Below are 25,326 nucleotides of genomic sequence, written 5' to 3' on the forward strand. Positions count from 1 at the left end.
GAGAGGGCGGGATGCCGTTCGAGATGAGGGTCAAGACGCCGGCGCCCGACGAGGAGACGGCGAGTTAGCCGGCAGGTCGGCATGTCAATCCTGGTCTAACAGAGCCTTAAATAATCATTAGGTTCGCAATGATTTTTAAATCCCCGTCCCAGAAAAATCATCTCGAGGCGTTCGCTCACTGTTGGGTAGCTAAAAGAGCCCCGTCCCAAATTAGCTACCCCAGCCCTCTGCCGCATGCGGGTCAAAATGCTACCTGTGCCATATGCCCTATAATGTCCGCCCGTTGGGCGGCATAGGGCCGCTGCCTAGGGTATGGGAGGCGTAAATGGCAGAGCCGGTGGCAGGGGACGCCCTGTTCGAACGTACGGGAAAAGTTTCGTTTGTGCAGGTATTGCCCCATGCACTGCAGCATGTGCTGGCGGCATTCGCGGGTATCGTCACGCCCGCTATCATCATCGCGTCGGTCTGCGGCTTCACGCCTCAAGAGGAAGCCGATGAGTTGCGGTGAAATACGGATTGTTTAAGCCTGTTAGGCCGTCAAACAGCCCCTATTTCACCGCAACTGTTTTTTGGGACCCATTTGTGCGGGGGAGTTGTGGAGTTGTGCAGGCAGACGATGTTTTTCTGGAAATACGCACCCAATGCGCGTATAGTACCGATTGTTTTGTCGGCTCCTGCTGCGTCGAGTCCAAACCGCGAAATGCCATGAGCGGCGCGGATGCAGTCAGGAGGCACGAGGACAACCCACCGTGGCCACGCCCCGTGCTTAAAACCCCAAGAAGGAGTGAACAATGGCAGAAGAGAAGTATGTGCCGCGTCTGAAGGCCAAGTACAACAACGAGGTCAAGCAGCAGCTTCAGGACAAGTTCCAGTACGAGAACGTCATGATGATCCCCAAGTTTGAGAAGATCGTCGTGAACATGGGTGTCGGCGAGGCCGCTACCGATTCCAAGGCCATCGACGGTGCCGTGCGCGACCTGCGCGCCATCACCGGCCAGCAGCCGATGATCACCCGTGCCCGCAAGTCCATCGCTACCTTCCGCCTGCGCGCTGGCATGCCGATCGGCTGCAAGGTTACCCTGCGTGGCGACCGTATGTGGGAGTTCTTCGATCGTCTGACCTCCGTCGCTATCCCCCGTATCCGCGACTTCCGCGGCATCTCCGCCAAGAGCTTCGACGGCCGTGGTAACTTCTCCATGGGCGTCACCGAGCAGCTCATCTTCCCCGAGATCGACTTTGACTCCGTCGATCACCAGCGTGGTATGGACATCACTTTCGTGACCACCGCCAACACCGATGAGGAGGCCAAGGCCCTTCTGGACGCCTTTGGTTTCCCGTTCAAGAAATAGGTTCACCTGCCCTATAAGCGCCGTTCCCACAAGGGGGCGGCGCTTGGGGCGAACAATACTCTATGTGAGGAGGATATAAGTGGCTAAGACATCGATGATCGTCAAGTGCAATCGCAAGCAGAAGTTCTCTACTCGTGAGTACACGCGCTGCCAGCGCTGCGGCCGTCCGCACTCTGTGTACCGCAAGTTCGGCCTGTGCCGTGTCTGCTTCCGCGAGCTTGCACTCAAGGGCGAGCTTCCCGGCGTTAAGAAGGCCAGCTGGTAAGTCACTACCAGCGTTTCAAGCATCCGTTTGGAACAGGGAAAACGTGCTAGTTAGGCTTTGCCGTTAAGGGCGGCGAAGAACCAAGAGCACGTGTTCATCAAGAACGAAGGAGAATCTGTATGAACCTTACAGACCCGATCGCAGATATGCTTACGCGCATTCGTAACGCTAACTCTGTGAACAAGGCCACGGTCTCCATGCCGAGCAGCAAGAAGCTCGTCGAGATCGCTCGTGTTCTGCACGAGGAGGGCTACATCGAGGGCTACGATGTCGAGGACACCGTTCCCCAGAAGACTCTGCACATCACGCTTAAGTATGGTCCCAAGAAGGCTAAGGTCATCAACGGCATCCGCCGCATTTCCAAGCCGGGCCTGCGTAAGTACACCGGCGTTGCCGACATGCCCCGCGTCCGCGGTGGCCTTGGTACCGCCATTATTTCCACCAGCCATGGCGTCATGACCGACCGCGATGCTCGCAAGCACAACGTCGGCGGCGAGATCATCGCTTACGTCTGGTAATTCGCTCGGTAGGTAGAAGGAAAGGAGATCACCGTGTCTCGTATCGGTAATAAGCCTGTCCAGATTCCCGCCGGAGTCGAAGTGGCAGTCAACGGCAACAACGTTGTCGTCAAGGGCCCCAAGGGCCAGCTCGAGCTCGATGTCTATGAGAAGCTCGCTATCAATATCGAGGACAACGTCCTCACCGTTTCCCGTCCCGACGACGAGCGTGAGACCCGTGCCCGCCACGGCCTCACCCGCGCCCTCATCCACAACATGGTTGTTGGCGTTTCCGAGGGCTTCGAGAAGAAGCTCGAGCTCGCCGGCGTCGGTTACCGCGTGCAGCAGAAGGGCAAGAACCTCGAGTTCTCCCTGGGCTTCTCGCACCCCGTGATCGTCGAGGCTCCCGAGGGTATCACCTTCGAGGTTCCCGACAACACCCACGTGAACGTCAAGGGTATCAACAAGCAGCAGGTCGGTCAGATCGCCGCTGAGATCCGCGGCCATCGTCCTCCCGAGCCTTACAAGGGCAAGGGTATCCACTACGTTGGCGAGCACATCCGCCGCAAGCTGGGTAAGGCCGCCAAGTAGTCGTAACCGACTCACTCGCATAAGACCAGCACCCCGTTAGGTGCTGGCAAGATCAACCTTTTTAGGAGTTTACGTATGAACAAGCATAAGGCGAAGCTGGAAGGCCTCAAGCGTCGTCAGCGTCGTGTTCGCGGCAAGATCTCGGGTACCGCCGAGCGTCCGCGTCTTCGCGTGACCCGTACTAACGCCAACATCTATGCCCAGATTATCGACGATAGCAAGGGCTCCAGCCTGACGCTCGTCTCTGCCTCGACCCTCGAGGCCGAGTTCAAGGGCACCCACACCTCGAACAAGGAGGCTGCGGAGAAGGTCGGTCAGCTCGTTGGCAAGCGTGCCATCGAGGCCGGCATCACCAAGGTCGCCTTCGATCGCGGTGGCCGTATCTACCATGGCCGCGTCAAGGCCCTCGCCGACGGTGCTCGTGCCGCCGGTCTCGAGTTCTAGGAGGTATGTAGCACATGGCTCGTAATCAGAAGCAGCAGCGCGAGGCCTCCGAGTTCGAGGAGCGCGTCGTTTACATCAACCGCGTGTCGAAGACCGTCAAGGGCGGTCGTCGCATGAGCCTCGTCGCTCTCGTCGTCGTTGGCGATGGCAAGGGCAACGTCGGCGTTGGCATGGGCAAGTCCGCTGAGGTGCCCATGGCTATCTCCAAGGCGTCTCTCGATGCCAAGAAGAACATGTTCCACGTGCCGGTGACCGAAGAGGGCACCATTCCGCACGAGGTTATCGGCCACTTTGGTGCCGGCCGCATCATCATCAAGCCCGCTGTCGAGGGTACCGGCGTTATCGCCGGCGGCGCTGTGCGTCCCCTCTTTGAGCTTGCTGGCATCAAGAACGTCCTGTCCAAGTCCCTCGGTACCGACAACGGCCTCAACATCATCAAGGCTGCCGTCGAGGGCCTCAAGGAGCTCTCCAGCCCTGAGGACGTCGCGGCTCGCCGTGGCCTGACGGTCTCCGAGATGTTCGTCGGTAAGGAGAACTAAGCATGGCTGACACCATCAAGATCAAGCAGGTCCGCAGCACCAACGGTTGCAAGCAGGACCAGGTCCGTACTGTCCGTGCCCTCGGTCTCCACAGGATCCGCGAGGTTCGCGAGATTACTGACAACGAGTCCGTCCGCGGCATGATCTTCAAGGTCAAGCACCTTGTCGAGATTGTAGAGGAGTAGCAAATGCAGCTTCACGATCTTACTCCCGCGCCCGGTTCCACCAAGAACCGCAAGCGCGTTGGCCGTGGCAATTCTTCGGGTCACGGCACCACTTCTGGCCGCGGCCAGAAGGGCCAGGGCTCTCGCTCTGGCGGCACCAAGGGTGCCGGCTTCGAGGGTGGCCAGACTCCGCTGGCTATGCGCCTGCCCAAGCTTCCGGGCTTCCGCAACCCCCGTCGTATCGAGTACACCGCTGTTAACGTTGAGCGTCTCGAGCGTAAGTTCGAGGATGGCGCTGTAATCGACGGTGCCGCTCTTAAGGCCGCTCGCATCACCAAGAGCGAGTTCGAGCCCGTCAAGGTGCTCGGCAATGGTGAGCTTACCAAGAAGTTCACGGTCAAGGTCGACAAGGTCAGCGCTTCTGCGCAGGCCAAGATCGAGGCCGCCGGCGGAAAGGTCGAGCTGCCGTGCTAAATGGTCTTAAGAATGCTTTCCGCATCAAAGAACTGCGCGAAAAGATTCTTTTTACCATAGCTATGCTCGTCGTGTACCGCATTGGTGCGCACGTTCCTGTGCCCGGCATTCCCTTCCAGGGGATGCTGGGCCTTTTCTCGACCGATAACAATTCGGTCGCCGCAGGTGCTATGGCCCTCCTGAATCTTTTCTCTGGCGGCGCGTTGAGCTATGTGTCGGTGTTTTCGCTGGGCATCATGCCTTACATCACCAGCTCGATCATCCTCCAGATGCTCCAGGCCGTTGTGCCTTCCCTGCATGAGCTTGCCCGCGAGGGCGAGGTCGGTCAGACCAAGATTACGCAGTATTCGCGTTACCTCACCCTGGCTCTGGCAATCCTCAACTCCGTGGGTTACCTCTTCCTCTTTAAGAGCTTCGGCATCAGCTTTAATGGCGCCGCCGCTCCCGAGATCATCTTCGACCTCATGATCGTCGGCACGCTCACCGCGGGCGCCATGCTGATCATGTGGATTGGTGAGCTCATTACCCAGCGCGGTATCGGCAATGGCATGTCGCTGATCATCTTTGCGAACATCATGGCCGGTCTGCCGCAGGCGATCTTCTCCAGCACCGAGGGCAATGGCGGTGGCATCATCACTATGGTGATCATCTGCGCCATCATCCTGCTGGTTATCCCGCTGATCGTTTTCCTTGAGCGCGGCCAGCGCCGCATTCCGGTCTCCTACGCTAAGCGCGTCGTGGGCCGTCGCATGATGGGTGGCCAGACCACCTACCTGCCCATCAAGGTCAACACCGCGGGTGTCGTGCCGATCATCTTCGCTTCGGCGCTGCTGTACTTCCCGGCTCAGGTTGCCGTGTTCTTCCCCGGCATCGGCTGGATTCAGGCAGTTGCCTCTGCGCTTTCGACCGGTTGGCTCAACTGGGTGCTTAACGTTGTCCTCATCGTGTTCTTCGCGTACTTCTACACCTCCATGGTGTTCAATCCCGATGACACGGCCGACAACCTTAAGAAGCAGGGCGGCTTTATTCCGGGCGTTCGTCCGGGTAGGGCTACCGCGGCCTACATCAAGAACGCGCTCAACAAGATTACGCTTCCCAGCGCTGTCTTTTTGGCGCTCATCGCCATCGTGCCTTCGATCATCTTCTCCTTCACGGGCAATCAGCTGATCCAGGCATTTGGCGGCACGTCCATCCTCATCATGGTCGGCGTCGTGCTCGACACGGTCGACAAGCTCGAAGGCCAGATCAAGATGTATGATTACGATGGATTCTTTAAATAGGCTAGAGGAGGATTGCTCATGAACCTCGTATTGCTCGGAGCTCCGGGTGCCGGTAAGGGCACCGTTGCACAGGAGCTCGTCGCCGAGTTTGGCGTCGCCCACATCTCCACGGGCGACCTGCTGCGTGCTGCCGTCAAGGGTGGCACCGAGCTTGGTATTCAGGCTAAGAAGTACATGGACGCTGGCGAGCTCGTTCCCGACCAGCTCGTGATCGACCTTGTCAAGGAGCGCCTTGCCGCCGATGACGCCCAGCAGGGCTTCATCCTCGACGGCTTCCCGCGCAACACCGCCCAGGCTGTGACGCTCGATTCCGAGCTCTCCACCATGGGTCGCGAGATCGACTGCGCCCTTCTGGTCGACGTTGCCCCCGAGGTCATCATCGATCGTCTGTCTTCGCGTCGCACCTGCCGCGCCTGCGGTTACACCGGCACTGCTGCCGATGTTACCTGCCCCAAATGCGGCGGCGAGATGTATCAGCGCGACGACGATAAGCCCGAGACCATCAAGAACCGTCTCGACGTCTACGAGAAGTCCACGAGCCCGCTTGTCGATTACTATCGTGGCCAGGGTCTGCTCAAGTCGGTCAACGGTGACCAGGCTCGCGAGACCGTATACGGGGATGTCAAAGAGGCCCTCGGTCTATGATTAAGATTAAGTCTGCAACGCAAATCGAGCAGATGAAGAAGGCAGGAGCGCTATCTAAGATGGCGCTCCGCCACGTTGGAGCCATGGTGCGCCCCGGCGTTTCGACTTTTGAGCTCGATCAGCTCGCGGAGCAGATTATCCGCATGCATGGCGGCACCCCGGCCTTTAAGGGTTACGGCGGGTTCCCGGGGACCATTTGCGCATCGATCAACGATGCCGTGGTCCACGGTATTCCCAACCCCGATATGATCCTGCGCGATGGCGATATCATCTCTATCGATACGGGAGCCGTTGTCGACGGTTGGTTTGGCGATAACGCATGGACGTTTTTCGTCGGCACCCCTACGCCCGAGGCCAAGGCCCTGTGCGAGGTTACGCGCGATTGCCTTAAGGCTGCCATTGAGCAGGCTGTTCCCGGTAACCATATCGGGGATGTTGGTTATGCCGTCCAGTCCCTCGCCGAGTCTCACGGTTATGGCGTGCTTCGTGACTATGTGGGCCATGGCATTGGCCGCGTGATGCACGAGGACCCCAACGTTCCTAACTATGGAAAGAAGGGGAGGGGCGTTCGCCTCCAGGCCGGTATGGTCATTGCCATCGAGCCGATGGTAACGATGGGTTCCAACCATGTGAGCACGGGCTCCGACGGTTGGATCGTCACCACCAACGACCACCTGCCCGCCGCGCACTACGAGAACACCGTCGCCATCACCAATGACGGTCCGGTGATTCTCACCACCGATGCGCAAGGATCCTGGTGTTCGCTCCAAGGCGGAGAAATGTAAAAGTCGCCGCCCCCTGATGCCCAACCTCGCCTTTCAATTTCGAAGGCATGACCCCAAGGTCTATGCCTTCTCATTCCAAGGCGATCTTGGGCATCAGGGAACGGCTTTGTTTTACATTTCAAATGTAACAAGTTCCACGTAGTTGTGGAGCCATTACGAAGTTATTACGATGCGTGTATACGTGTTGTAGAATACTCAATCGCTGTCGTTTTCTAGAGAAAGATGATTGCTTGTGAAGAAGGAAGACGCAATTGAGCTCGAGGGTACGGTAAAGGAACCGTTGCCTAATGCCATGTTTAAGGTCGAGCTCGAGAACGGTCATTCGGTTCTGTGCAACATTTCTGGCAAGATTCGAATGAATTACATCCGTATTCTCCCCGGTGACAGGGTTGTCGTGGAGCTTTCCCCGTACGACCTGACCCGCGGCCGCATCACCTATCGCTACAAATAGCGGCACGCATACACGCACTCTATTTCCGACTGCAGGCTTAGCTCAACCTACGGTCGGATTGTGTGTGAAGACCAGCCATAGTTTTAAACGCCTGCGGCTGGGCGAGTAGATAGTAGGGAAGTAGTTTGAGCGCTACCGAAAGGAAGAACGATGAAGGTACGTCCTTCGGTCAAGAAGATGTGCGATAAGTGCAAAATCATTAGGCGCCATGGCAAGGTCCTCGTCATTTGCGAGAACCCCCGTCATAAGCAGCGTCAGGGTTAAGAGAGGAGACTACGTTGGCCCGTATTAATGGTGTCGACCTCCCGCGTGAGAAGCGCGTTGAGATCGGTCTGACCTACATTTACGGCATCGGCCGCACCACTGCGACGAAAATCTGCGTCGAGTGCAACGTTAACGTGGATACGCGCGTTAAGGACCTCACCGAGGATGAGGTTAACGCCATCCGCGAGTATATCGACAAGAACCAGATCATGGTTGAGGGCGACCTCCGCCGTGAGCGCAACCAGAACGTCAAGCGCCTTATGGACATCGGCTGCAACCGCGGCCTTCGTCACCGCAAGGGCCTCCCGGTCCGCGGCCAGCGCACCCACACTAACGCTCGTACCCGCAAGGGCCCGAAGCGTCAGATCGGTGCTAAGAAGAAGAAATAAGGAGCGCTAGATAGATGGCTACTGCTAAGAAGAACGTTCGCGCTGCCCGTCTGAAGCGCGCGGACCGTAAGAACATTTCCGTGGGCCAGGCTCACATCCGTTCTACGTTCAATAACACGATCGTTTCGATCACCGATCCCCAGGGCAACGTCATTTCCTGGAAGTCGGCTGGCCAGGTGGGCTTCAAGGGCTCCCGTAAGTCCACGCCGTTCGCTGCCCAGATGGCTGCCGAGGCTGCTGCCAAGCAGGCCATGGAGCACGGTATGAAGAAGGTTTCCGTCTTCGTCAAGGGCCCCGGCTCCGGTCGTGAGACCGCCATCCGCTCCCTCCAGGCTGCTGGCCTCGAGGTCTCGAGCATTCAGGACAAGACCCCCATCCCGCACAACGGCTGCCGCCCCAAGAAGCGTCGCCGCGTGTAACTGAAAGGATCGTATCAATATGGCAATCGACAGGACTCCTGTTCTTAAGCGCTGCCGTCAGCTCGGGATCGATCCCGCTGAGCTCGGTTACAGCAGCAAGAAGGAATCTATCCGTCAGCCCAAGCGCCGTCGCAAGGAATCTGAGTACGGCATGCAGCTGCGTGAGAAGCAGAAGGTCAAGTTCATCTATGGCGTTCTGGAGAAGCAGTTCCACGGCTACTTCAACAAGGCCCGTAAGATGAACGGCGTCACCGGTGAGAACCTCATGATCATCCTTGAGTCTCGCCTCGACAACGTTGTTTTCCGTCTTGGCTTCGCTCGCACCCGTAAAGAGGCTCGTCAGTCCGTCCGCCACGGTCACTTCACCGTGAACGGCAAGCGCGTGGACATCCCGTCCTATCGCGTCAAGGCCGGCGACGTCGTCGCTGTCGGCGAGAAGTTCCGTGACCTCCTCCCCATCAAGGAGGCTCTGATTTCCTCCGAGCGCTTTGAGGTCCCTGGCTGGCTTGAGGTCGATATCGAGAAGCTGTCTGGTAACGTGCTCGCTCTGCCGACGCGTGAGCAGATCAGCGGTGATATCAACGAGCAGCTCATCGTCGAGCTCTACTCTAAGTAGTCCATCCGGGCTGCTGAGGCTGGAGGTAATACATGTCAGAATTCATTAGGCCTCAGGTTCAGGTCGAAGAGATCAACGAGACGTCTGCTCGTGTCTCCGTCGAGCCGCTCGAGCGCGGTTACGGTGATACGCTGGGCAACTCCCTGCGTCGCGTTCTTCTGTCCTCGCTCGAGGGTGCCGCCGTCGAGGCTATTCAGATCGATGGCGCGCAGCACGAGTTCATGACCATCCCTAACATGGTCGAGGATGTCACTGACATCGTCCTGAATGTCAAGGGTCTTGTCTTCAGGGCTCTCGGCACGACCGACGAGGCGACCGCCACCATCTCGGTTGACGGCCCCTGCGAGGTCACCGGTGCGGACTTCTTTATTCCGTCCGAGTTTGAGTTGGTCAACCCCGAGCAGCACATCGCTACGCTCACCGAGGGTGGCCATCTCACCATGAGCATGCGCATCGGCTATGGCCGCGGCTATGTCTCCGGCGAGGCCAACAAGCGCGACAACGATCCCATCGGTGTGATCCACGTCGACTCGCTGTACTCGCCGGTATCCCGTTGCGCCAAGCTCGTTGAGGCTTGCCGTGTCGGTCAGCACACCGACTACGACCGCCTTGTCCTCGAGATCGAGACCAACGGCTCCATCGCCCCGCGCGACGCCGTGGTCCAGGCTGCCAATATCATCAACCAGCATATGGCTGCCTTTATGAACCTTGCCGAGACCCCCGAGGTCGAGGAGGAGGTTTCGATCTTCGCTCCCGAGGTCACCAACGACAACGCCGAGCTGGACAAGCAGATCGAGGATCTGGACCTTTCTGTCCGTTCCTACAACTGCCTTAAGCGTGCCAGCATTCACTCGGTCCGTCAGCTCGTTGAGTTCTCGGAGAACGATCTTCTGAACATCCGCAACTTCGGTGTTAAGTCGATCGAGGAAGTGAAGGACAAGCTTGAGTCCATGGGCCTGAGCCTGAAGGCTTAATGCTTCGCATATTTGAGGAGAAACTAGACCATGCGTCACAACGTTAAGAAGGGCCTGAAGCTCGGCACCGATGCGAGCCACACCAAGGCCATGAAGAAGAGCCTGGCCAAGGCCCTCTTCGAGAACGACCGCATCAAGACCACCGAGACCCGCGCTAAGGCGCTGCGTTCGGTTGTCGAGCCGATCATCACCTGGGCCAAGAAGGGCGACCTGCACTCTCGTCGTCTGGCTATCGCCAAGCTCGGCGATAAGCAGCTCGTTGCCGAGATCTTCGACAAGGCTGCTCAGGGCATGTGGCAGGATCGCAACGGCGGTTACACCCGCATCATGAAGCTCGGTAACCGTAAGGGCGACAACGCTCCCATCGTTATCATGGAGCTCGTCACCGAGCCTTGCACGCCCAAGGCCAAGAAGGCTGCTCCGGCCCCCAAGAAGGCCGCTGCTCCCAAGAAGGTCGAGGCTGTCGAGGAGACCGCTGCCGAGGAGGCTCCTGCTGAGGAGACCGCTGAGTAGACAATTCGTCTGCATAGGCTATATTCGAGGGGTACGTTCGCGTACCCCTCTTTTTTTGTCGCGATATCGTTGTTTGTTTGTTGGGAGCGCCCATGACCGCGCCGTCTGATTTCAATTTGACTCCAGAGCTCGATGCCACGTTGGTGTTTCGTGTTGCCTATGACGGCTCGTCCTATAGCGGATTTGCCGAGCAGCCGGGGCAGACGACGGTTGCCGGAGAGCTGCGTCTTGCCATAGAGACGCTCTTGCGCCGCTCAGTCGATTTGACGTGTGCCGGGCGCACCGATGCAGGGGTGCATGCGGTGGCCCAATACATCAGCGTGCCCGTTACGGATGCTGAGCTCGCTTTAACGCGCCGCAGGTGGCTGCGAGCTATGGATGCGCTGCTGCCCAAAGATATCGCCGTTAATGAGGTCTACAAGGCCCGTAAGGGCTTTTCTGCGCGTTTTGACGCACGTTCTCGGACCTATACCTACCGCATTGCCGATCGCGATGCGCGTCCGGTGCTATCGCGTGGTGCGGTATGGTGGCATCGTTATCCTTTGGACGTGGATGCGATGGCAGCCGCCTGCCCAGCGCTTTTGGGCGAACAGGACTTTAAGAGCTTTTGTAAGGTCGCTTCTGCCGTGGGCAAGCCAACGCATCGTTGCGTGATGCGTGCCGAGTTTGGCCACGAGGTCGCCTTTGGCGAGGATATCCTTACGTTTACCATCGAGGGCAATGCGTTTTTGCATTCGATGGTGCGCACCATCGTGGGAACGCTCGTCGAGATCGGCATGCATCGCCGCGATCCCGAGTGGATGCGCGAGGTGATTGACGCTTGCGATCGTACTGCTGCGGGTCCCACGGCGCCGGCGTGCGGCCTTACCTTTATGGGCGTAGATTATGACCCCACCGTGCTCGTCGCGCTCGAATAGGGGAGAAGCGAGAGCCATCTAAGTATGCTGCTCGTGTGGGCGAGCCGTGTGCAACATCTGTTCTTGGCGTGCAGCGCATCAGGCGACTCATTGCGTTTATTGCCGGGGTGTACCATGAACGGCAGTTGATTATTGCTGTCGAGAGGATGGATAACTTGCTTCGACGTGGCTCGCTTCCGCGACTTTCGGTGATCCTTGTTGTGGAGGGTTCGCCCAGCTACGCGATGCGTGCACTCGAAAGCGTCCAAAACCAAGACCTCTACGATATGCAGATTGTCGTTGCATGTCGCAACGCTGCGCCGGGCGTTCGTCATTCGCTCGATGTTGCCGCGGGCAGAGATATTCACATCGATTTGATAGACGTTGACGATCCGTCGAGCGGAGCTTGCCTTCGCGAGGGTTTTGCCGCTTCGCGCGGGGCCCACATTATCGCAATGAGCGCCGATGAGTGGTTTGCGCCGCACGCGTTTTTGGCAATGCTCGATGTCGCTTGTGAGACCTCGGCAGATATCGTATTTCCCTCGGTGTCGCTCGATCGCTACGATACGCATCGGGAACGCCATTCTCGTATGTTGGACGCGCAATCTATTGCCCTTGCCGACGATGGAGACCGGGCTTTAGGCCTGGCCAAGCTGGTCGAGAGCGGTCTGGTTTGTCAACATTCCGGTGTGATGTATGAACGCTCCCTGTTTGAGTTGTGTCTGCAGCATGCCGAGTCGTATCGTGCGATCGCCTTTTTGGCGCCTGCCCTTTCGCATGCGGAACGCGTATTTGGGTGCGCCGAAGCTTGTTTCCATACGGCCGCGCCATCGGTTGCGGATTCATTCGACCCCACCATGTTCTCGCGACTTTCCGATGACGCCAAGGCGCTTGAAGAGCTTTGCGTGCCATTTGACGCAATAGATGACGATAACCATCTAAAGCTGGCCTGCCAACGGTTTTACTATGGCCGCTTGGTTGCTTGTATCGAGAATTTGTGCCTGAGCCCCCATGGGGTGTCTTCAATTGAGCGCACGGCACGATTGCGTGATATGCTCAATGACGTGCGGACCCGCCAGATGGCGGTGGCCCTTAAGGGAGAGCGCCGAGGCCTTGGGCTTTTGTTTGGGCCGATTGCCAACGTTAAGCCTATGCGCTGCGTTATGTATGCGCATCTGGCTGCTTTTTTGAACAGAACGGGCGCAAGGATAGCCTAGCTGTGTCATATTCGAAAATAATTTGCATAGAATTGTTTCGAAATGCGTTCTTATTCACAAATAGCCTCAAATAGCGCTAAACTATTCAATCACTGATAGATTGTCTTCGCCATCTATGGAGTGAGGTTTTATATGGCTAAAAAACGCAACGGGCGCCAGGATGCCATCAGAGATATCGTGCGCAATAAAGACGTGCGTACGCAGCGCGTGCTGGTGGACGAACTCCGCGCCATGGGCTTTGATTGCACGCAGGCGACGGTTTCGCGTGACATCGCCGATATGGGGCTGCGCAAACTGCCCGAGGGCATCTATGTTCTGGCTGAGGACCTGCACCTGCAGCGCATGGTCTCCGAGCTGGTTACCGGTGTGTTGCGCACCGACAACCTGGTTATGATTAAGGCTCAGCCCGGCACCGCCTCGGGCATTGCCGCGGCTGTCGATGCGGCCGAGCTGCCCGATGTGCTCGGATCGCTTGCCGGCAATGACACGATTTTGGTTATCGCTCAGACTGCCGAGGATGGCGAACGCCTCGAAGCGCTGATTAACAAGCTCAGTGCCGCGCGTAAATAGCTTTACGCGCGTAAATAACGCCAGCTAAGACGGCAGAAATACAGGGGCGTCGGTTTTGAGCCGACGCCCTTTTTGTGGCGGTCCTGTCTTGGCATCTCGATTGCGCGCGATATGCCATGTATGTCCCAACAAAAAGCGCCCGAGCATTTGAGCTGCTCGGGCGCTTTGCTATCTACTGACCTGTGGAAGGATCGGGGGTCGGGCTAGGGCTGGGATCGGGGGTCGGGCTAGGGCTGGGATCGGGGGTCGGGCCAGGGTCGGGGCTGGGGCTGGGGTCGGGGTTGGGAGTAGGGGTGGTACCGCCGCCATCGCCTTCGCCGCCGGTGTTACCGCCCTCGCTGCCGCTCCCGCCGGTGGTCTCCTCCTCTTCTTCCTCGTCTTCGTCCTTATCCTCGCCCTCTTCCTTCTTCTTGTTGTTTGTGCCGTAGAACTTCCAGACGTTATTGTTCTTGTACGTGGGAGCCGTTCCGGTCGGGAACTCCTCGCGCTCGGCGCCCGCAAGAACGGTGTTCATGAACTTCTTAAAGACGGGCAGGTTGGTGCTGTCGCCCAGCAGGTCCGAACCGTACTTTTGGATGGGAATCTCGCCTGCGGAATAACCGGTCCACAGGGCGCATGCCAGTTGCGGCGTGTAGCCGCAGAACCACAGGTTGGTGGTGTTGTCAGTGGTGCCCGTTTTGCCGGCATAGGGCTGGTTGACGCTCAGCGCGCCGGCGGCACCCGTGCCGCTGCCCTGCATGACGCCGGATAGAACGTCGGTAACCGCGGCAGCCTCGCCTTCGGTGAGCACCCGCGTGGGATTGTCGGTGTGCTGGTACAGAACCGAGCCGGTACGCGAGTCGATCTCGGTGATGGCGATCGGCTGGCGATAATAGCCGCCGTTGGCAAAAGCGGCGTAGGCCGATGCCATCTCGAGCGGTGAGATGGACCCGGTGCCGAGCGTCATGACGGGAACGTCCTCGATATTGTCCTTGGCGGGATCGATGCCGAGCTTTTTGACGAGCGACATGATCTTGTCATTGCCGATGGCTTCGGCCACCTGAATGTAGCCGGTGTTGGATGAGTATGCCGTTGCCTGCTTAAGCGTGATGTTGCCATAGCTCTGCTTGTCATAGTTTTGCACCTCGGTCGTGGTGCCCTTGGCCTTGAGTGGCGAGTTGCAGTTGAGACTGACGTTGGGGTTCATGCCGTTTTGGATGGCAGTTGCCAGCGTAAAGGCCTTAAACGTGGAGCCCACGGGGCGCTTTGCCGTAGCGTGGTTCACGTGATTCTCGTCGGCGTTGTAGTCGTAGCCGCCCACCATGCACTTGATGTAGCCGGTCTTGGGGTCAACGACAACCATGCCCATGTCCAGGCCATCGAGCGAAAGCGTGTCGAGCTGTGAGCGCACAGCCTCCTCGGCTACCTGCTGCATGGTGGGGTCGATGGTGGTCTTAACAGTCAGGCCACCCTTAAAGAGCACGTCGGTGGAGAACTCCTGCTCGAGCAGCTGCTTGACATAGGAGACAAAGTAGGGCTGTGAGTATACGTCGACACCGCTGCCCGAGATCTCGGTCACGTTGAGGGTGATGGGCTCAGCCTGCGCGGCATCGTGCTCTTCCTGCGTGATGTGGCCCAGGCGCAGCATGTTGTCGAGCACCTTATTGCGGCGGGAAAGCGCCAGGTCGGGATTGACCGTGGGGTCGTACTGTGAAGGCGAGTTGGGCAGACCGATGAGCAGCGCGGCCTCGCTCAGGGTGAGGTCGGAAGCACTCTTGGAGAGGTAGGTCTCGGCGGCGGCCTCGATGCCATAGGCGCCGTGGCCATAGTAAATGGTGTTGAGGTACATCATGAGGATCTCGTCTTTGGAGTACATGTCCTCCATCTTGATGGCGATATAGGCCTCGCGCACCTTACGCTCGATGGTCGAGTCGAACTGCTCCTCCTGCAGGATGGTGTTGCGCACCAGCTGCTGGGTGATGGTCGAGGCTCCTTCGTGGCCGCCGGCAAGGGTTGCCACCGAGGCACGCGCGATGCCCAAGAGGTCGATGCCGCCGTGCTCGTAGAAACGCTCGTCCTCGACGTCGATCGTGCCCTGCAGGACGTACGGGGAGACCTGGTCCTTGGTGATGGACTTGCGGTTTTGGGTATAGAAGCTGGCGATCTTGTTGCCGTTGCAGTCAACAATCTCGGTAGGCTCGCTGACCAGATAGGCGTTGGCGTCGGTGTAGTCGGGCAGGTCGGACAGCCAGCGGTTGACGTTGCCGATCATGCCGATGCCAAATGCTACGCCCGCGATGAGCAAAAAGCCCAAAAGCGAAAGCAGGATGACGGGCAGGACGTGCGTCTTAGAGCGACCGTGTCCCTGTCGTTGGCGAGGACCCATATGTTGACCTCCAAGTATGTCGTGCCAGGCGGCGGGTATGCGTCGGGCAGGATGGACATAAGTTATTACACGATAAACCAATCGAGCCGCGCGAAGCCTCGTGTATGCTGGTTGACGGCAATTAACAGAGTGATTGCATACCTTGGTAAGGAGTTTGCCGATGGCGATTTGGGCGACGGAGCCTAGCAGACAATGCGGGAATGGGACGCCAACATCGGGTCTGGCACTGCCCGAGCTGTTGGCTCCGGCTGGCGGGCTCAATCAGATGCTCGCCGCGATCGCGGCAGGTGCCGATGCCATTTATGCCGGGTTGAGCGGATTTAACGCCCGCGTGAGTGCGCACGGGTTTAGTGACGACGAATTTGCGCGCGGGTGTGCCGTGGCGCACGCCCATGGTGTGCGCGTGTACGTGACGCTCAACGTATTCGTGTTCGACGACGAGCTGTCCGAAGCCGTGGCACTGGGGGCACATGCGCATGCGCTGGGCGCCGATGCGCTGATCGTGGCAGATGCGGGCCTAGCCCGCGCGCTGCATGCGGCAATTCCGGGGGTCGAGATTCATCTGTCCACCCAAGCGGGCGTCCATAGCAAGGGGGCTGTGCGTTTGGCGGCTGACGAGTTGGGGGTCGAGCGCGTGACGACGGCGCGCGAGCTGACCGTGGCAGAGATTGCGACGCTCTGCGCTACCGGTGTGCCCATCGAGGTGTTCTGCCATGGCGCCATATGCATTGGCTATTCGGGCGCGTGCGAGTTTTCGGCCCTGCGGCGCGGACGGTCGGCGATGCGTGGCGACTGCACGCAGCCGTGCCGTCTGGCATACGATTTGGTGGATGAGGCTGGGGAGAGCGTCGTTGCCGTCGAAGGCGATCGTCTGCTCTGCCCGCGTGACTATCTGGGCATTGCTCATTTACCCGAGCTTGTTGCTGCCGGGGTGGCGTCGCTCAAGATCGAGGGGCGTATGAAGAACCCCGACTACGTCTACAACGTGGTGCGGGCGTGGCGCCGGGCGCTCGATATGCTGCGTGATGGCGCGTGGGATCCCGATGCCGTGCGGGCGCTCGAACGTGAGCTGGGAAGGTCGTTTAACCGCGGGTTTACCGACGCGTATCTGCGAGGCCGCTCGGGCGCGGAGCTTATGAGTTTTGAACGCGCGATCAACCAGGGCGTGCGTGTGGGCCGTTTGGTTGCCGTGGGACACGAGGAAGTGACCGTCGAGCTCGATGCCGCCGTGGCGGCGGGCGATACGCTCGAGATCAGGTTTTACCCGGGCGCCGACGCTCGGCCCGATGTACCTAAACGCTGGCCGCAAGTTCCCTGCCCGGTGGATGCCGCGGCGGGAGAGCGCATCGTTGTCCATTGCAAGCGCAAGGTCGACGCGGGCTGCGAAGTGTATCTGATTCGCAGCGCTGGTGTGCTTGAGCAAACGGCGGCGGCACTGGAGCGCATGCGGGCCGAGGCCGATGCGGCCGTGCTTGCGAAACGCGCTGTCGAGACGCTGCCGTTTGCGGGCGTTCTGATGGATGGTGGCGCGCAGCCGGAAGAACCTGCAGAGTCTGTCGCCGCTCGCTTGGTCTTTGCCTGGCAGCTGATGGACCAGGACCCGAACGAAGAGCTCGACCTGTCCGATGCGACTGTTGTGCTCGACGAGGTCTGCCGTGTGGGCGATATCGAGCGCACTCGGTCGCTCATGCAGCGCGCCGGCCGCATCGTCTGTCGTAATCTGGGACAAGTGGCGATAGCTCGCGAACTGCGCGTCGTCTTTGACGTGGCAGCGCCGGTGTTCTGTGCGAACCGGGCAACGCTCGCCTGGTTGCGGGGGCTTGGGGCGCAGCGCGTGTTTTTGCCTGCCGAACTTGTCGCTCACGATACGAAACGCGTTGCCGAGCTTGCCGCCTGTCCTGGCGTCCTGGGCCCCGTCGATACCGATCGTCCCGAGCTTATGGTGTGCGAGCACTGCCTGCTGACCGCCGAGGGCGTCTGTGCCACCGATGCGACGGGACAGGCTTGTTGCTGCGACTGCTTGCGTCGCCGGCAGACGCGCTATCTGGTCGATCGTGACGGTACACGTCTGCCAGTTGCCATCGACGCATGCGGCAGGACGAGGATTTTCCTGTCGTAGGTGCTGCGTCGCGTCAGTTTGTTATCATATGAGAGTTTATGGACTTCCAGCACCGCCGTTTTCGGCGAGGGTGCTATAGCAAAAGGAGGATACCCAATGCTGTCTGTTGACGAGCAAATGCGTATCATCACCTCGGGCGCCGCGAAGATCGTCCCCGAGGCCGACCTTCGTAAGAAGCTTGAGAAGGGTGAGCCCCTCAACATCAAGCTCGGCGTCGATCCCACCAGCCCCGACCTGCACCTGGGCCACGCCGTGCCCCTGCGCAAGATGCGCCAGTTCCAGGACCTGGGCCATAACGTCACCCTGATCATCGGCAACGGTACCGCGCTGATTGGCGATCCTTCGGGCAAGAACTCCACCCGCCCGCAGCTTTCTCAGGAGCAGATCGAGGCCAACGCCGAGACTTACGTGAGCCAGGCCATGAAGATCTTGGACCCCGAGAAGACCACCATCGTGCACAACGGCGACTGGATCTTGTCGATGGACCTGGCCGGTCTGCTGCAGGTGTGCTCCAAGTTCACCGTCGCCCGCATTCTTGAGCGCGATGACTTTACCAAGCGCTATCAGTCCCAGACGCCGATCGCCCTGCACGAGTTCCTGTATCCCGTGATGCAAGCATACGATTCGGTCATGATCAAGGCTGACGTGGAGATGGGCGGCACCGACCAGCTTTTCAACCTGCTCGCCGGCCGTGAGCTCATGGAGAAGATGGGCATGGAGCCGCAGATCGCGCTCACCATGCCGCTGCTCGAGGGCACCGATGGCGTCCGTAAGATGTCCAAGTCCTATGGCAACTACATCGGTCTGACCGACGCGCCCAAGGATATGTTCGGCAAGACCATGTCCATCCCCGACGAGATGATCGGCAAGTACTACCGCCTGGCGAGCTCGCTCACCCCGGCCGAGGTCGACAAGATCGACGCTGCCCTGGCCGATGGCTCTGCCGATCCCTATGAGCTCAAGCGCGCTCTGGGCCGCGACCTGTGCGACACCTACCACGGCGCCGGTGCCGGCGACGAGGCTCAGGCCGAGTTCGACCGCGTGTTCAAGGAGGGCCAGCTCGCCGACTTCCCCGAGAAGCATGTTGAGCTGACCGTAAACGACGAGGGCCAGATTTACCTTGCCGGCCTGCTCAAGGACCTGGGTCTTTCGGCCAGCGCCGGTCAGGCCCGCCGCGACATTGACGGCGGCGGTGTCAAGATCAACGGCAAGGCCGTGGCTCCCAAGAGCTACAACATCGACCCCAGTGCCCTCAAGCTGGGCGACACCCTCTCCGTGGGCAAGCGCAAGGGCTTTAAGCTTATTTAGTTACGCGGTTTTACCAAACCGCGTAACAGCTTGACGCTGCGCGGGCTCCAGAGCGACAACTTGTCATTCAAAGAGGACGGCATGACCAGAAGGTCTATGCCGTCCTCTTTTCATGCCAATTTGTTCGCTCTGGAGTCCGCTCGCTGTCCGTCCTCCACCTACGGCGTTGTCCTGGTTGGCACTTAGGGACGTTTCTTTTTGGTGCAAAGCAGCCTGTCCCCATTGCGCCAAGTGGTGCGTGCCGTTAAGCAGAGGGGCGTATTGCTGGCCCATCGTTTGGGCATACAATGGCTATTGGCTTGCTGCGGTGAAGGTCTGTCCGCTCCGCAGCTTTTTTCTACGGTTAAAGGAGTATGTATGTCCGTTGAGGTCATGAGGTCTGTGATCGATGCCGCCGAGGGCCGCGTGCCCGTCGACACGCTGTTTGCCAACGCGCAGATCGTCGATGTGTACGGTCAGCGCGTGGCGCCCGGTAGCGTCGCCGTCAAGGACGGCGTGATCGTCGGTGTTCTCTACGATGGTCGAGATGACGCTGCTGGCACGTACGAGGCAGCTGAGGTCATCGACTGTCAGGGTCGCTATCTCGCACCCGGTTTTATTGACGGACACTTGCATATCGAGTCTTCGAACATCCGCCCTGCCGAGTATGCGCGCATGGCGGCGACGCGTGGTACCACCACCGCTATTGCCGACAGTCACGAGATCGCTAACGTTTCCGGCCTAGACGGCCTGCGCTTTATGATCGAGGACGGTTGTCGCGCGCCCATCTCCATCAAGTACATGATGCCTTCGTGCGTGCCCGCACTGCCCGACGAGCAGGCCGGTGCCGTCATCACTGCTGCCGATATGCAGGCGTTTTTTGCCGAGCATCCGGGCGACGTCTTTGGCCTGGGCGAAATGATGAACCTGCCGGGTGTCTTTATGGCCGACCCCGAGACCTGCGCTCGCATCGATGCTGCCAACCAGACACCGTCCAAGCAGGTTGACGGTCATGCTCCGCTTGTTGCCGGCAAGGATCTCAACGCCTATGCCGCGGCGGGTATTATCGCCGACCACGAGTCGACGATTCCCGAGGAAGCGCTCGACAAGCTATCCCGCGGCATGTATGTCATGCTGCGCGAAGGCACCTGCAGCCATGATCTTGCCAACCTGTCGCCTATGCTGCTGGAAAACCCCGCCCGTGCTCGCCGCTGCTGCTTTGCGACCGACGACCGCGCCCCCTCCGACGCGCTTTCGACCGGCATGATCGACAACGCCTGCCGCGTGGCCATCGAGGCCGGCATCGACCCGGTGGTCGCCATCTCCATGGCGTCCCTTTCCACGGCCGAGGCCTTTGGTCTGGACCACGGTTGCCGCGATCCGCATGAGCTCCGCGGCGCCATCGCTCCGGGTAAGCGTGCCGACCTGCTGGTGCTCAACGATCTGACGTTTGCCACGGCCCCGCATCGCGTATATGCCGCCGGTGCTCTGGTGGCGCAGGATGGCGCCTTTGTGGGCGAGATCGCACCCGAGATGGCTGAGGTTGCAGCCCTTGCCGACGAGCTGCGCGCCTCTGTTAAGCTGCCGAAGCTTTCGCTCGACGTTTTCGACTATGCCTTTAAGCCGGGCGAGGCTGTGATTGACGTGGTGCCGGGTAAGGCCATCACGGGTATGGCTCGCCCCGAGAGCGCCGAGGGCCTGCGCCGCATTATGCTGATTGAGCGCCATGGCCGCGGCGTGTCGCTGCAAGCCGAGGGCGTCGACGGCGACGGCCCCGATGGCCTGGGCCTGGTCGGCAAGCATATCGGTCGCGGCTGGGTGCGCGGTTTCACCATCACCGGTGGTGCCATTGCCTCCACGATCGGCCACGACTCGCACAACGTGTGCGTGGTGGGCGACAACGCCGCCGATATGATGGCTGCTGTTGAGGCCGTGGGCCAGGGCGGTCACGTGCTGGTGCGCAACGGCGAGGTCGTGGCGCGCATTCCGCTGGCGCTCGGTGGCCTGATGAGCGAGGGCACGGCCGAGGATGTCGCAGCGCAGCACGACGACTTTATGGTCAAGGCGCGCGCCATGGGTATTGAGCCGCCGCTCGACCCCATCATGGGCATCATCTTCCTGCCCCTGCCGGTCATCCCGACGCTCCGCATCCGCCCCGAGGGCATGTTCGACGTCACGACCTTCACCTACGCCGACTAGTCATCGGGGACGTTCTTAAACGACTAGTCGCTGGGGACACTCTTTGGCGTGTCGCCTGACGCCGCGACCGTGGGCTCTCTGGCGCGCGTGAGCTATTTGCCAGGTCTATGTAACGTTTATGACTGCGGGGTCTTATTTGAGCTCCCTTTGGGTACGTTGGAATCGGATACACGTTCGATTCCAGCAAGCCCGAAGGGAGCTTTACTATGTTTAAGCTGATTGCATCCGATATGGACGGCACGCTGCTTGACGAAAACGGCCAGGTGCCTCCCGAGACCTACGAACTGATTTTGGCGCTACGCGAGCATGGCGTGCATTTTGCCGCATCGTCAGGCCGCCGCTACGATCGCCTGTGCGAGTTCTTTGCGCCTGTTCGCGACAAGATGGACTTTGTCGCAGCTAACGGTGCCCAGGTCTACGCCGACGGCAAAATGGTAGACCGCGAGGTGTATTCGCACCTGGCGATTCGAAAGCTCGCCCAGGCCGTCGCGACGTTTCCCAATTTGCATCTTGCACTCTTTGACCGAACCAAGTCCTTTTTGCTCGATGACGAGTGCAAGTTCGTACGCGAGGTCGATAAGGACCTTCCCAATGCCGAGCGCATTTGGGAGCTGCCCGATCCCAGCGTAAATATCATCAAGGCGAGTATCTTTTGCGATGATGGTGCCGTTATGGACAGCGCTTACGTACTGCAGCGCGAGCTCGGCCAGTTCTTTACTTTTGCGCCTTCGGGCAACGCGTGGATCGATGCCATGCAGCCCGGCGTGTCGAAGGCCTCTGGCATCGCGCAGCTCGCGGAGCATTACGGCATTGGGCGCGATGAGATCATGGCATTTGGCGACTCGATGAACGACTACGAGATCATTCGCTTTGTCGGCACGGGCTGCGCGATGGAAAACGCGCGCCCCGCGCTCAAGGCAGTCGCCGATCGCGTGGTGGGGTGCAACCGCGACCACGCCGTCCAGCAGGAGCTCCGTCGCGTGCTGGAGAGTCTCGCCTAATTCGGCAGATGGGGACAGTCCTTGCAGCGCCCCGCGAAGAGTGCCCCCAACGACTACTGTGACCAGGGTAGCTAAAAAAGCCCCGTCCCAAATTAGCTACCCTGCCGGGTTGCTGCTGCTAGGCGAGGGCGGCCATGATGGCGCGGGCGACGCCGTCGTGGTCGTTGTCGTATTCGGTGATGGCGCCGGCGGCTTCGCGGTCCTCGGGCTCGGCATTGATCATCGCCGTACCGTGGCCCGCTGCCTGCAGCATGGGGATGTCGTTGATGTTGTCGCCGAACGCCCAGGCGTCGGCGAGAGGCTCGCCCAGATGCCCACATAGCCAAGCCAATGCCGTTCCCTTGGTGGCGCCCCCGCCCATGACCTCGATATTCATGGCGTACGAACGCGTGACCTCAATGCCTTCGAGTGTGTCGAGCGCCGCCACGATAGCATCGCGATCGGCTGGGTCGTGCCAGTACATGGCGATGCGTTCGAGCACCTCGACCTCGTCGATCTTGCTGTCGATATCCATGTCGATCGGCGTTCGCGTGCGCTTGAGCGATGCCGCGATGTGAGGATCTCCGCCGCAGAATTCGTCCAGGCGCGTGTAGAGCGAGCGGGGGAGGAAGCACTGTCCATCCGCGAAGATATCGAAGGTCACATCGTGGCCAGCGGCAATGCTATGGACGCGGTGGGCGATGGCGCGGTCGAGCGGTCGGCTCAATATGCGCGTGGCGCGTGAGGCATCGGTGGGCATATCCTCGTCGAGCTGCCAGACGCTAGCACCATTGGCGCAGACCGCGTAGTGCACGGCAGGATGGGCGAGGATGTCCTCAAAGACGCCCGACAGCGGACGCCCCGTGCACGGTACAAACTCAATGCCGCGACGTGCGAGCTCGTCGAGCATCGCCCAGGTGGCGTCGCTCATCTGCTTGTCACTCGTCAACAGTGTTCCATCCATATCGGAAAAAACAATCATTCGATGCAGCCCTTTCTGCTGGCATAAAAAGCGTGGCCGAGGGCGGTGATACCCTGGCCACGCTCGTGCTCTATAACGGTGCGCGTCCTAACGGTCGGCGAGTGGCTTGTACTCCAGTGGCTCGATTACCGGACGGTATGCCGGGCGAATAATACGGTGTGCGCAGAAGAGCTCTTCCATGCGGTGTGCCGACCAGCCTGCCATGCGGGCCACGGCGAACATCGGCGTAAAGAGCGTCTCGGGTACGCCGAGCATCTTGTAGATAAAGCCCGTGTACAGGTCAATATTGGCGCAGATAGGCTTGGTCATGCCGTGGTCGCGCATGACCTGGGGCGCCAGGCGCTCGATGCGCTCGATCAGCGCGAATTCCTCGCCCAGATCTTTCTTGGCGGCGAGCGAACGTGCGTAGTGGCGGCAGACCTCGGCGCGCGGGTCGCTGAGCGTGTAGACGGCGTGTCCCATGCCGTAGATGAGCCCCGTGCCGTCAAAGGCCTGCTTGTCGAGAATCTTGCTCAGATATGCAGCGACCTCGTCATCGTCTTCCCAGTTGGAAACATGCGCGCGAATGTCCTCGTGCATGGATACGACCTTGGCGTTGGCACCGCCGTGACGCGGGCCCTTGAGCGAGCCGACAGCCGCGGCGTAGGCGGAATACGGGTCGGTGGCCGAAGACGACAGCACGCGGCAGGCGAAGGTGGAGTTGTTGCCGCCGCCGTGCTCGGCGTGGAGCATGAGCATCACGTCGAGCAGCATGGCCTCGTCGCGGGTGAACGCCATGCCGCCGCGCAGGACCTGCAGAATGGTCTCGGCGGTGGAGAGACCGGGCGTGGGGTGCGGCACGTGCATCTCCGAACCGTGGCACTTTGCGATCGATGCCATGTGCGCAAAGGCGGCGATGCGGGGTAGACGTGCCAGCATGGAAATGGCAACGTCGATCTCGTGCTCGGGTGTGATTACATCGGGCTCGGCATCGAAGGCATAGAGCAGCAACACGGCGCGCTGAAGCACGTTCATGATGCTCGAGGATACCGTGGTCATGGGGAACACGCGGACGTATTCGTCGCTCAGGTGCCTAAAAGCACCCAGGCGTTCGCAAAAACCGTCAAGCTCTTCCTTGGTGGGCAGAGAGCCCGTGATGAGCAGGTAGGCGACTTCTTCGTAGCCGTAGCGGTTCTCGGCCTGGGCATTGTTGACCAGATCTTCGATGCTGTAGCCACGAAGCGTGAGCTTGCCCTGATCGGGCACAACCTTTCCGTCGACCTTGTTGTAGCCATGCACATCCGAGATGCGAGTGAGGCCTGCAACCACGCCCGAGCCATCTGCATTGCGCAGGCCGCGCTTGACATCGTGCTCGACAAACAGGTCCTCGTCATAAGGGTCGGTCGGCAGGCCGTAGTATAGATTTTCGCTTTCGGGCGAAATCTGGCGGCTTGCTTCGTAGTCCAAGACCAGGCGGCTCAGGTGGTCGTCGAAGCGGTAATAGATTTTCTTGGCGTCGTAGGCCATGTGCGCTCCTCTCCGGGCCATGTGGCGACGTTGCGCCTGGGCGCACGTTGGGCCGTCGTCACGCAGCCTGTTCGCTACAGGCGGTACATAAAGTTAAAGACGTCCTCGCGCTGGATGGACACGTTAACGCCCGAAAGCTCGCCGGCCTCGGCCAGGGCCTTCTGCAGCTCGGCGAAGTCGAGCTTGGACTCGGCGGTGTCGGCCAGCATGGTCATGGTGAAGATGTCCTCGATAATGGACTGCGTAATGTCGCGGATGTCGACATTGGCTTCGCCCAGGACGCGGGTGACGCCGGCGACAATGCCGGGGCGGTTCTTGCCAAGGACGGTGATGACGATACGGGAGGACGAGATCTCGGCCATGGGAAACCCTTTCGCGTGTTGGCGGCGCGCGGCGGCGCTCCGCTACGGTACAGTGTTCATCATTGTACCTGTCCTGTGCAAAAAGGGGCACCTTTGCTGCGGCGTTACACGTCTGCAACATGGAGCGCTTGTCTCGTAGGGTGTATTTTTGGCACTCTTGACAGCTCGGGCGGCTCTGTTGGCG

30 protein-coding genes are annotated in these 25,326 nt (G+C 59.8%); 26 read left to right on the forward strand and 4 right to left on the reverse strand.

The window, feature by feature from the left end; translation table 11 throughout:
• Positions 1–325 precede the first annotated feature (325 nt).
• The 22 genes from ACTNBB_RS04660 (at position 326) to ACTNBB_RS04765 (ending at position 13,342) form a co-directional block, all read left to right on the forward strand.
• A complete protein-coding gene (locus tag ACTNBB_RS04660) occupies positions 326–508 on the forward strand; it encodes a hypothetical protein (RefSeq protein WP_441056885.1) in 183 nt (60 codons plus the stop codon).
• Between the two features lie 283 nt (positions 509–791).
• Complete coding sequence (rplE, locus tag ACTNBB_RS04665; protein ID WP_154516073.1) at positions 792–1,349, forward strand: 50S ribosomal protein L5; 558 nt, start codon at positions 792–794, stop codon at positions 1,347–1,349.
• A 79-nt stretch (positions 1,350–1,428) separates the two neighbouring features.
• Entirely contained in the window at positions 1,429–1,614 is a 186-nt protein-coding gene (locus ACTNBB_RS04670; protein ID WP_022094280.1) for a type Z 30S ribosomal protein S14, read from the forward strand.
• Between the two features lie 119 nt (positions 1,615–1,733).
• Positions 1,734–2,132: a 30S ribosomal protein S8 gene (rpsH, locus tag ACTNBB_RS04675; protein ID WP_006235262.1), complete on the forward strand. Its 399-nt coding sequence runs from the start codon at positions 1,734–1,736 to the stop codon at positions 2,130–2,132.
• Between the two features lie 33 nt (positions 2,133–2,165).
• Positions 2,166–2,702: a 50S ribosomal protein L6 gene (gene rplF, locus ACTNBB_RS04680; protein ID WP_370450587.1), complete on the forward strand. Its 537-nt coding sequence runs from the start codon at positions 2,166–2,168 to the stop codon at positions 2,700–2,702.
• 75 nt (positions 2,703–2,777) lie between these two features.
• The gene (rplR, locus tag ACTNBB_RS04685) at positions 2,778–3,146 is read left to right on the forward strand and encodes a 50S ribosomal protein L18 (protein ID WP_118270231.1); all 369 of its coding nucleotides are present in this window, start codon (positions 2,778–2,780) and stop codon (positions 3,144–3,146) included.
• Between the two features lie 14 nt (positions 3,147–3,160).
• On the forward strand, positions 3,161–3,685 hold the full coding sequence (gene rpsE, locus ACTNBB_RS04690; RefSeq protein WP_154516070.1) for a 30S ribosomal protein S5: 525 nt from the start codon (positions 3,161–3,163) through the stop codon (positions 3,683–3,685).
• Between the two features lie 2 nt (positions 3,686–3,687).
• A complete protein-coding gene (rpmD, locus tag ACTNBB_RS04695; RefSeq protein WP_154516067.1) occupies positions 3,688–3,870 on the forward strand; it encodes a 50S ribosomal protein L30 in 183 nt (60 codons plus the stop codon).
• 3 nt (positions 3,871–3,873) lie between these two features.
• On the forward strand, positions 3,874–4,323 hold the full coding sequence (rplO, locus tag ACTNBB_RS04700; RefSeq protein WP_006235267.1) for a 50S ribosomal protein L15: 450 nt from the start codon (positions 3,874–3,876) through the stop codon (positions 4,321–4,323).
• Positions 4,317–5,603 carry a preprotein translocase subunit SecY gene (gene secY, locus ACTNBB_RS04705; protein ID WP_370450586.1) on the forward strand — a complete coding sequence of 429 codons (1,287 nt, stop codon included), beginning with the start codon at positions 4,317–4,319 and terminating at the stop codon, positions 5,601–5,603. The genes rplO and secY overlap by 7 nt, the downstream gene beginning before the upstream one ends.
• Positions 5,604–5,621: 18 nt before the next feature.
• Positions 5,622–6,248: an adenylate kinase gene (locus ACTNBB_RS04710; protein WP_154516064.1), complete on the forward strand. Its 627-nt coding sequence runs from the start codon at positions 5,622–5,624 to the stop codon at positions 6,246–6,248.
• The gene (map, locus tag ACTNBB_RS04715) at positions 6,245–7,033 is read left to right on the forward strand and encodes a type I methionyl aminopeptidase (RefSeq protein ID WP_441056887.1); all 789 of its coding nucleotides are present in this window, start codon (positions 6,245–6,247) and stop codon (positions 7,031–7,033) included. Before ACTNBB_RS04710 ends, map begins: the two co-directional genes overlap by 4 nt.
• A gap of 232 nt (positions 7,034–7,265) precedes the next feature.
• On the forward strand, positions 7,266–7,484 hold the full coding sequence (gene infA, locus ACTNBB_RS04720) for a translation initiation factor IF-1 (RefSeq protein WP_035137443.1): 219 nt from the start codon (positions 7,266–7,268) through the stop codon (positions 7,482–7,484).
• 150 nt (positions 7,485–7,634) lie between these two features.
• Complete coding sequence (gene rpmJ, locus ACTNBB_RS04725) at positions 7,635–7,748, forward strand: 50S ribosomal protein L36 (protein WP_006363204.1); 114 nt, start codon at positions 7,635–7,637, stop codon at positions 7,746–7,748.
• Between the two features lie 14 nt (positions 7,749–7,762).
• Positions 7,763–8,137: a 30S ribosomal protein S13 gene (rpsM, locus tag ACTNBB_RS04730; protein ID WP_154516058.1), complete on the forward strand. Its 375-nt coding sequence runs from the start codon at positions 7,763–7,765 to the stop codon at positions 8,135–8,137.
• A 14-nt stretch (positions 8,138–8,151) separates the two neighbouring features.
• Entirely contained in the window at positions 8,152–8,556 is a 405-nt protein-coding gene (rpsK, locus tag ACTNBB_RS04735) for a 30S ribosomal protein S11 (RefSeq protein WP_006235274.1), read from the forward strand.
• A gap of 19 nt (positions 8,557–8,575) precedes the next feature.
• Entirely contained in the window at positions 8,576–9,172 is a 597-nt protein-coding gene (gene rpsD, locus ACTNBB_RS04740; protein WP_006235275.1) for a 30S ribosomal protein S4, read from the forward strand.
• A gap of 32 nt (positions 9,173–9,204) precedes the next feature.
• Entirely contained in the window at positions 9,205–10,146 is a 942-nt protein-coding gene (locus tag ACTNBB_RS04745; RefSeq protein ID WP_154516055.1) for a DNA-directed RNA polymerase subunit alpha, read from the forward strand.
• A 30-nt stretch (positions 10,147–10,176) separates the two neighbouring features.
• The gene (gene rplQ, locus ACTNBB_RS04750; protein ID WP_271742473.1) at positions 10,177–10,659 is read left to right on the forward strand and encodes a 50S ribosomal protein L17; all 483 of its coding nucleotides are present in this window, start codon (positions 10,177–10,179) and stop codon (positions 10,657–10,659) included.
• Between the two features lie 92 nt (positions 10,660–10,751).
• Entirely contained in the window at positions 10,752–11,576 is an 825-nt protein-coding gene (truA, locus tag ACTNBB_RS04755) for a tRNA pseudouridine(38-40) synthase TruA (protein WP_441056889.1), read from the forward strand.
• Between the two features lie 146 nt (positions 11,577–11,722).
• Entirely contained in the window at positions 11,723–12,772 is a 1,050-nt protein-coding gene (locus ACTNBB_RS04760) for a glycosyltransferase (RefSeq protein WP_441049191.1), read from the forward strand.
• 132 nt (positions 12,773–12,904) lie between these two features.
• Complete coding sequence (locus ACTNBB_RS04765) at positions 12,905–13,342, forward strand: arginine repressor (RefSeq protein ID WP_154516043.1); 438 nt, start codon at positions 12,905–12,907, stop codon at positions 13,340–13,342.
• Between the two features lie 172 nt (positions 13,343–13,514).
• Here ACTNBB_RS04765 and ACTNBB_RS04770 read toward each other — a convergent pair whose 3' ends face one another.
• Entirely contained in the window at positions 13,515–15,707 is a 2,193-nt protein-coding gene (locus ACTNBB_RS04770; protein ID WP_441056891.1) for a transglycosylase domain-containing protein, read from the reverse strand.
• Positions 15,708–15,867: 160 nt separating this feature from the next.
• Here ACTNBB_RS04770 and ACTNBB_RS04775 point away from each other — a divergent pair, with 160 nt between their 5' ends.
• From ACTNBB_RS04775 to ACTNBB_RS04790, 4 genes are all read left to right on the forward strand, one after another.
• The gene (locus ACTNBB_RS04775) at positions 15,868–17,826 is read left to right on the forward strand and encodes a U32 family peptidase (RefSeq protein WP_441056893.1); all 1,959 of its coding nucleotides are present in this window, start codon (positions 15,868–15,870) and stop codon (positions 17,824–17,826) included.
• A 96-nt stretch (positions 17,827–17,922) separates the two neighbouring features.
• Complete coding sequence (tyrS, locus tag ACTNBB_RS04780) at positions 17,923–19,134, forward strand: tyrosine--tRNA ligase (protein WP_117769435.1); 1,212 nt, start codon at positions 17,923–17,925, stop codon at positions 19,132–19,134.
• Positions 19,135–19,491: 357 nt separating this feature from the next.
• Positions 19,492–21,312 (forward strand): adenine deaminase, encoded by a 1,821-nt coding sequence (locus tag ACTNBB_RS04785; RefSeq protein WP_441056895.1) that lies wholly within the window; start codon positions 19,492–19,494, stop codon positions 21,310–21,312.
• Positions 21,313–21,518: 206 nt separating this feature from the next.
• Positions 21,519–22,313 carry a Cof-type HAD-IIB family hydrolase gene (locus ACTNBB_RS04790; protein ID WP_441056898.1) on the forward strand — a complete coding sequence of 265 codons (795 nt, stop codon included), beginning with the start codon at positions 21,519–21,521 and terminating at the stop codon, positions 22,311–22,313.
• 118 nt (positions 22,314–22,431) lie between these two features.
• On the opposite strand, the gene ACTNBB_RS04795 is transcribed toward ACTNBB_RS04790, so the two are convergent.
• The 3 genes from ACTNBB_RS04795 to ACTNBB_RS04805 all read right to left on the reverse strand — a co-directional run bounded on the left by ACTNBB_RS04795 (position 22,432) and on the right by ACTNBB_RS04805 (position 25,142).
• Entirely contained in the window at positions 22,432–23,274 is an 843-nt protein-coding gene (locus tag ACTNBB_RS04795) for a Cof-type HAD-IIB family hydrolase (protein ID WP_441056900.1), read from the reverse strand.
• A gap of 87 nt (positions 23,275–23,361) precedes the next feature.
• Positions 23,362–24,780: a citrate synthase gene (locus ACTNBB_RS04800; protein ID WP_441056902.1), complete on the reverse strand. Its 1,419-nt coding sequence runs from the start codon at positions 24,778–24,780 to the stop codon at positions 23,362–23,364.
• A gap of 74 nt (positions 24,781–24,854) precedes the next feature.
• Entirely contained in the window at positions 24,855–25,142 is a 288-nt protein-coding gene (locus tag ACTNBB_RS04805) for an ACT domain-containing protein (RefSeq protein WP_006235289.1), read from the reverse strand.
• Positions 25,143–25,326: the final 184 nt, after the last annotated feature.

Source organism: Collinsella sp. HCP28S3_B9 (genome assembly GCF_052066095.1).
Classification (GTDB): domain Bacteria; phylum Actinomycetota; class Coriobacteriia; order Coriobacteriales; family Coriobacteriaceae; genus Collinsella.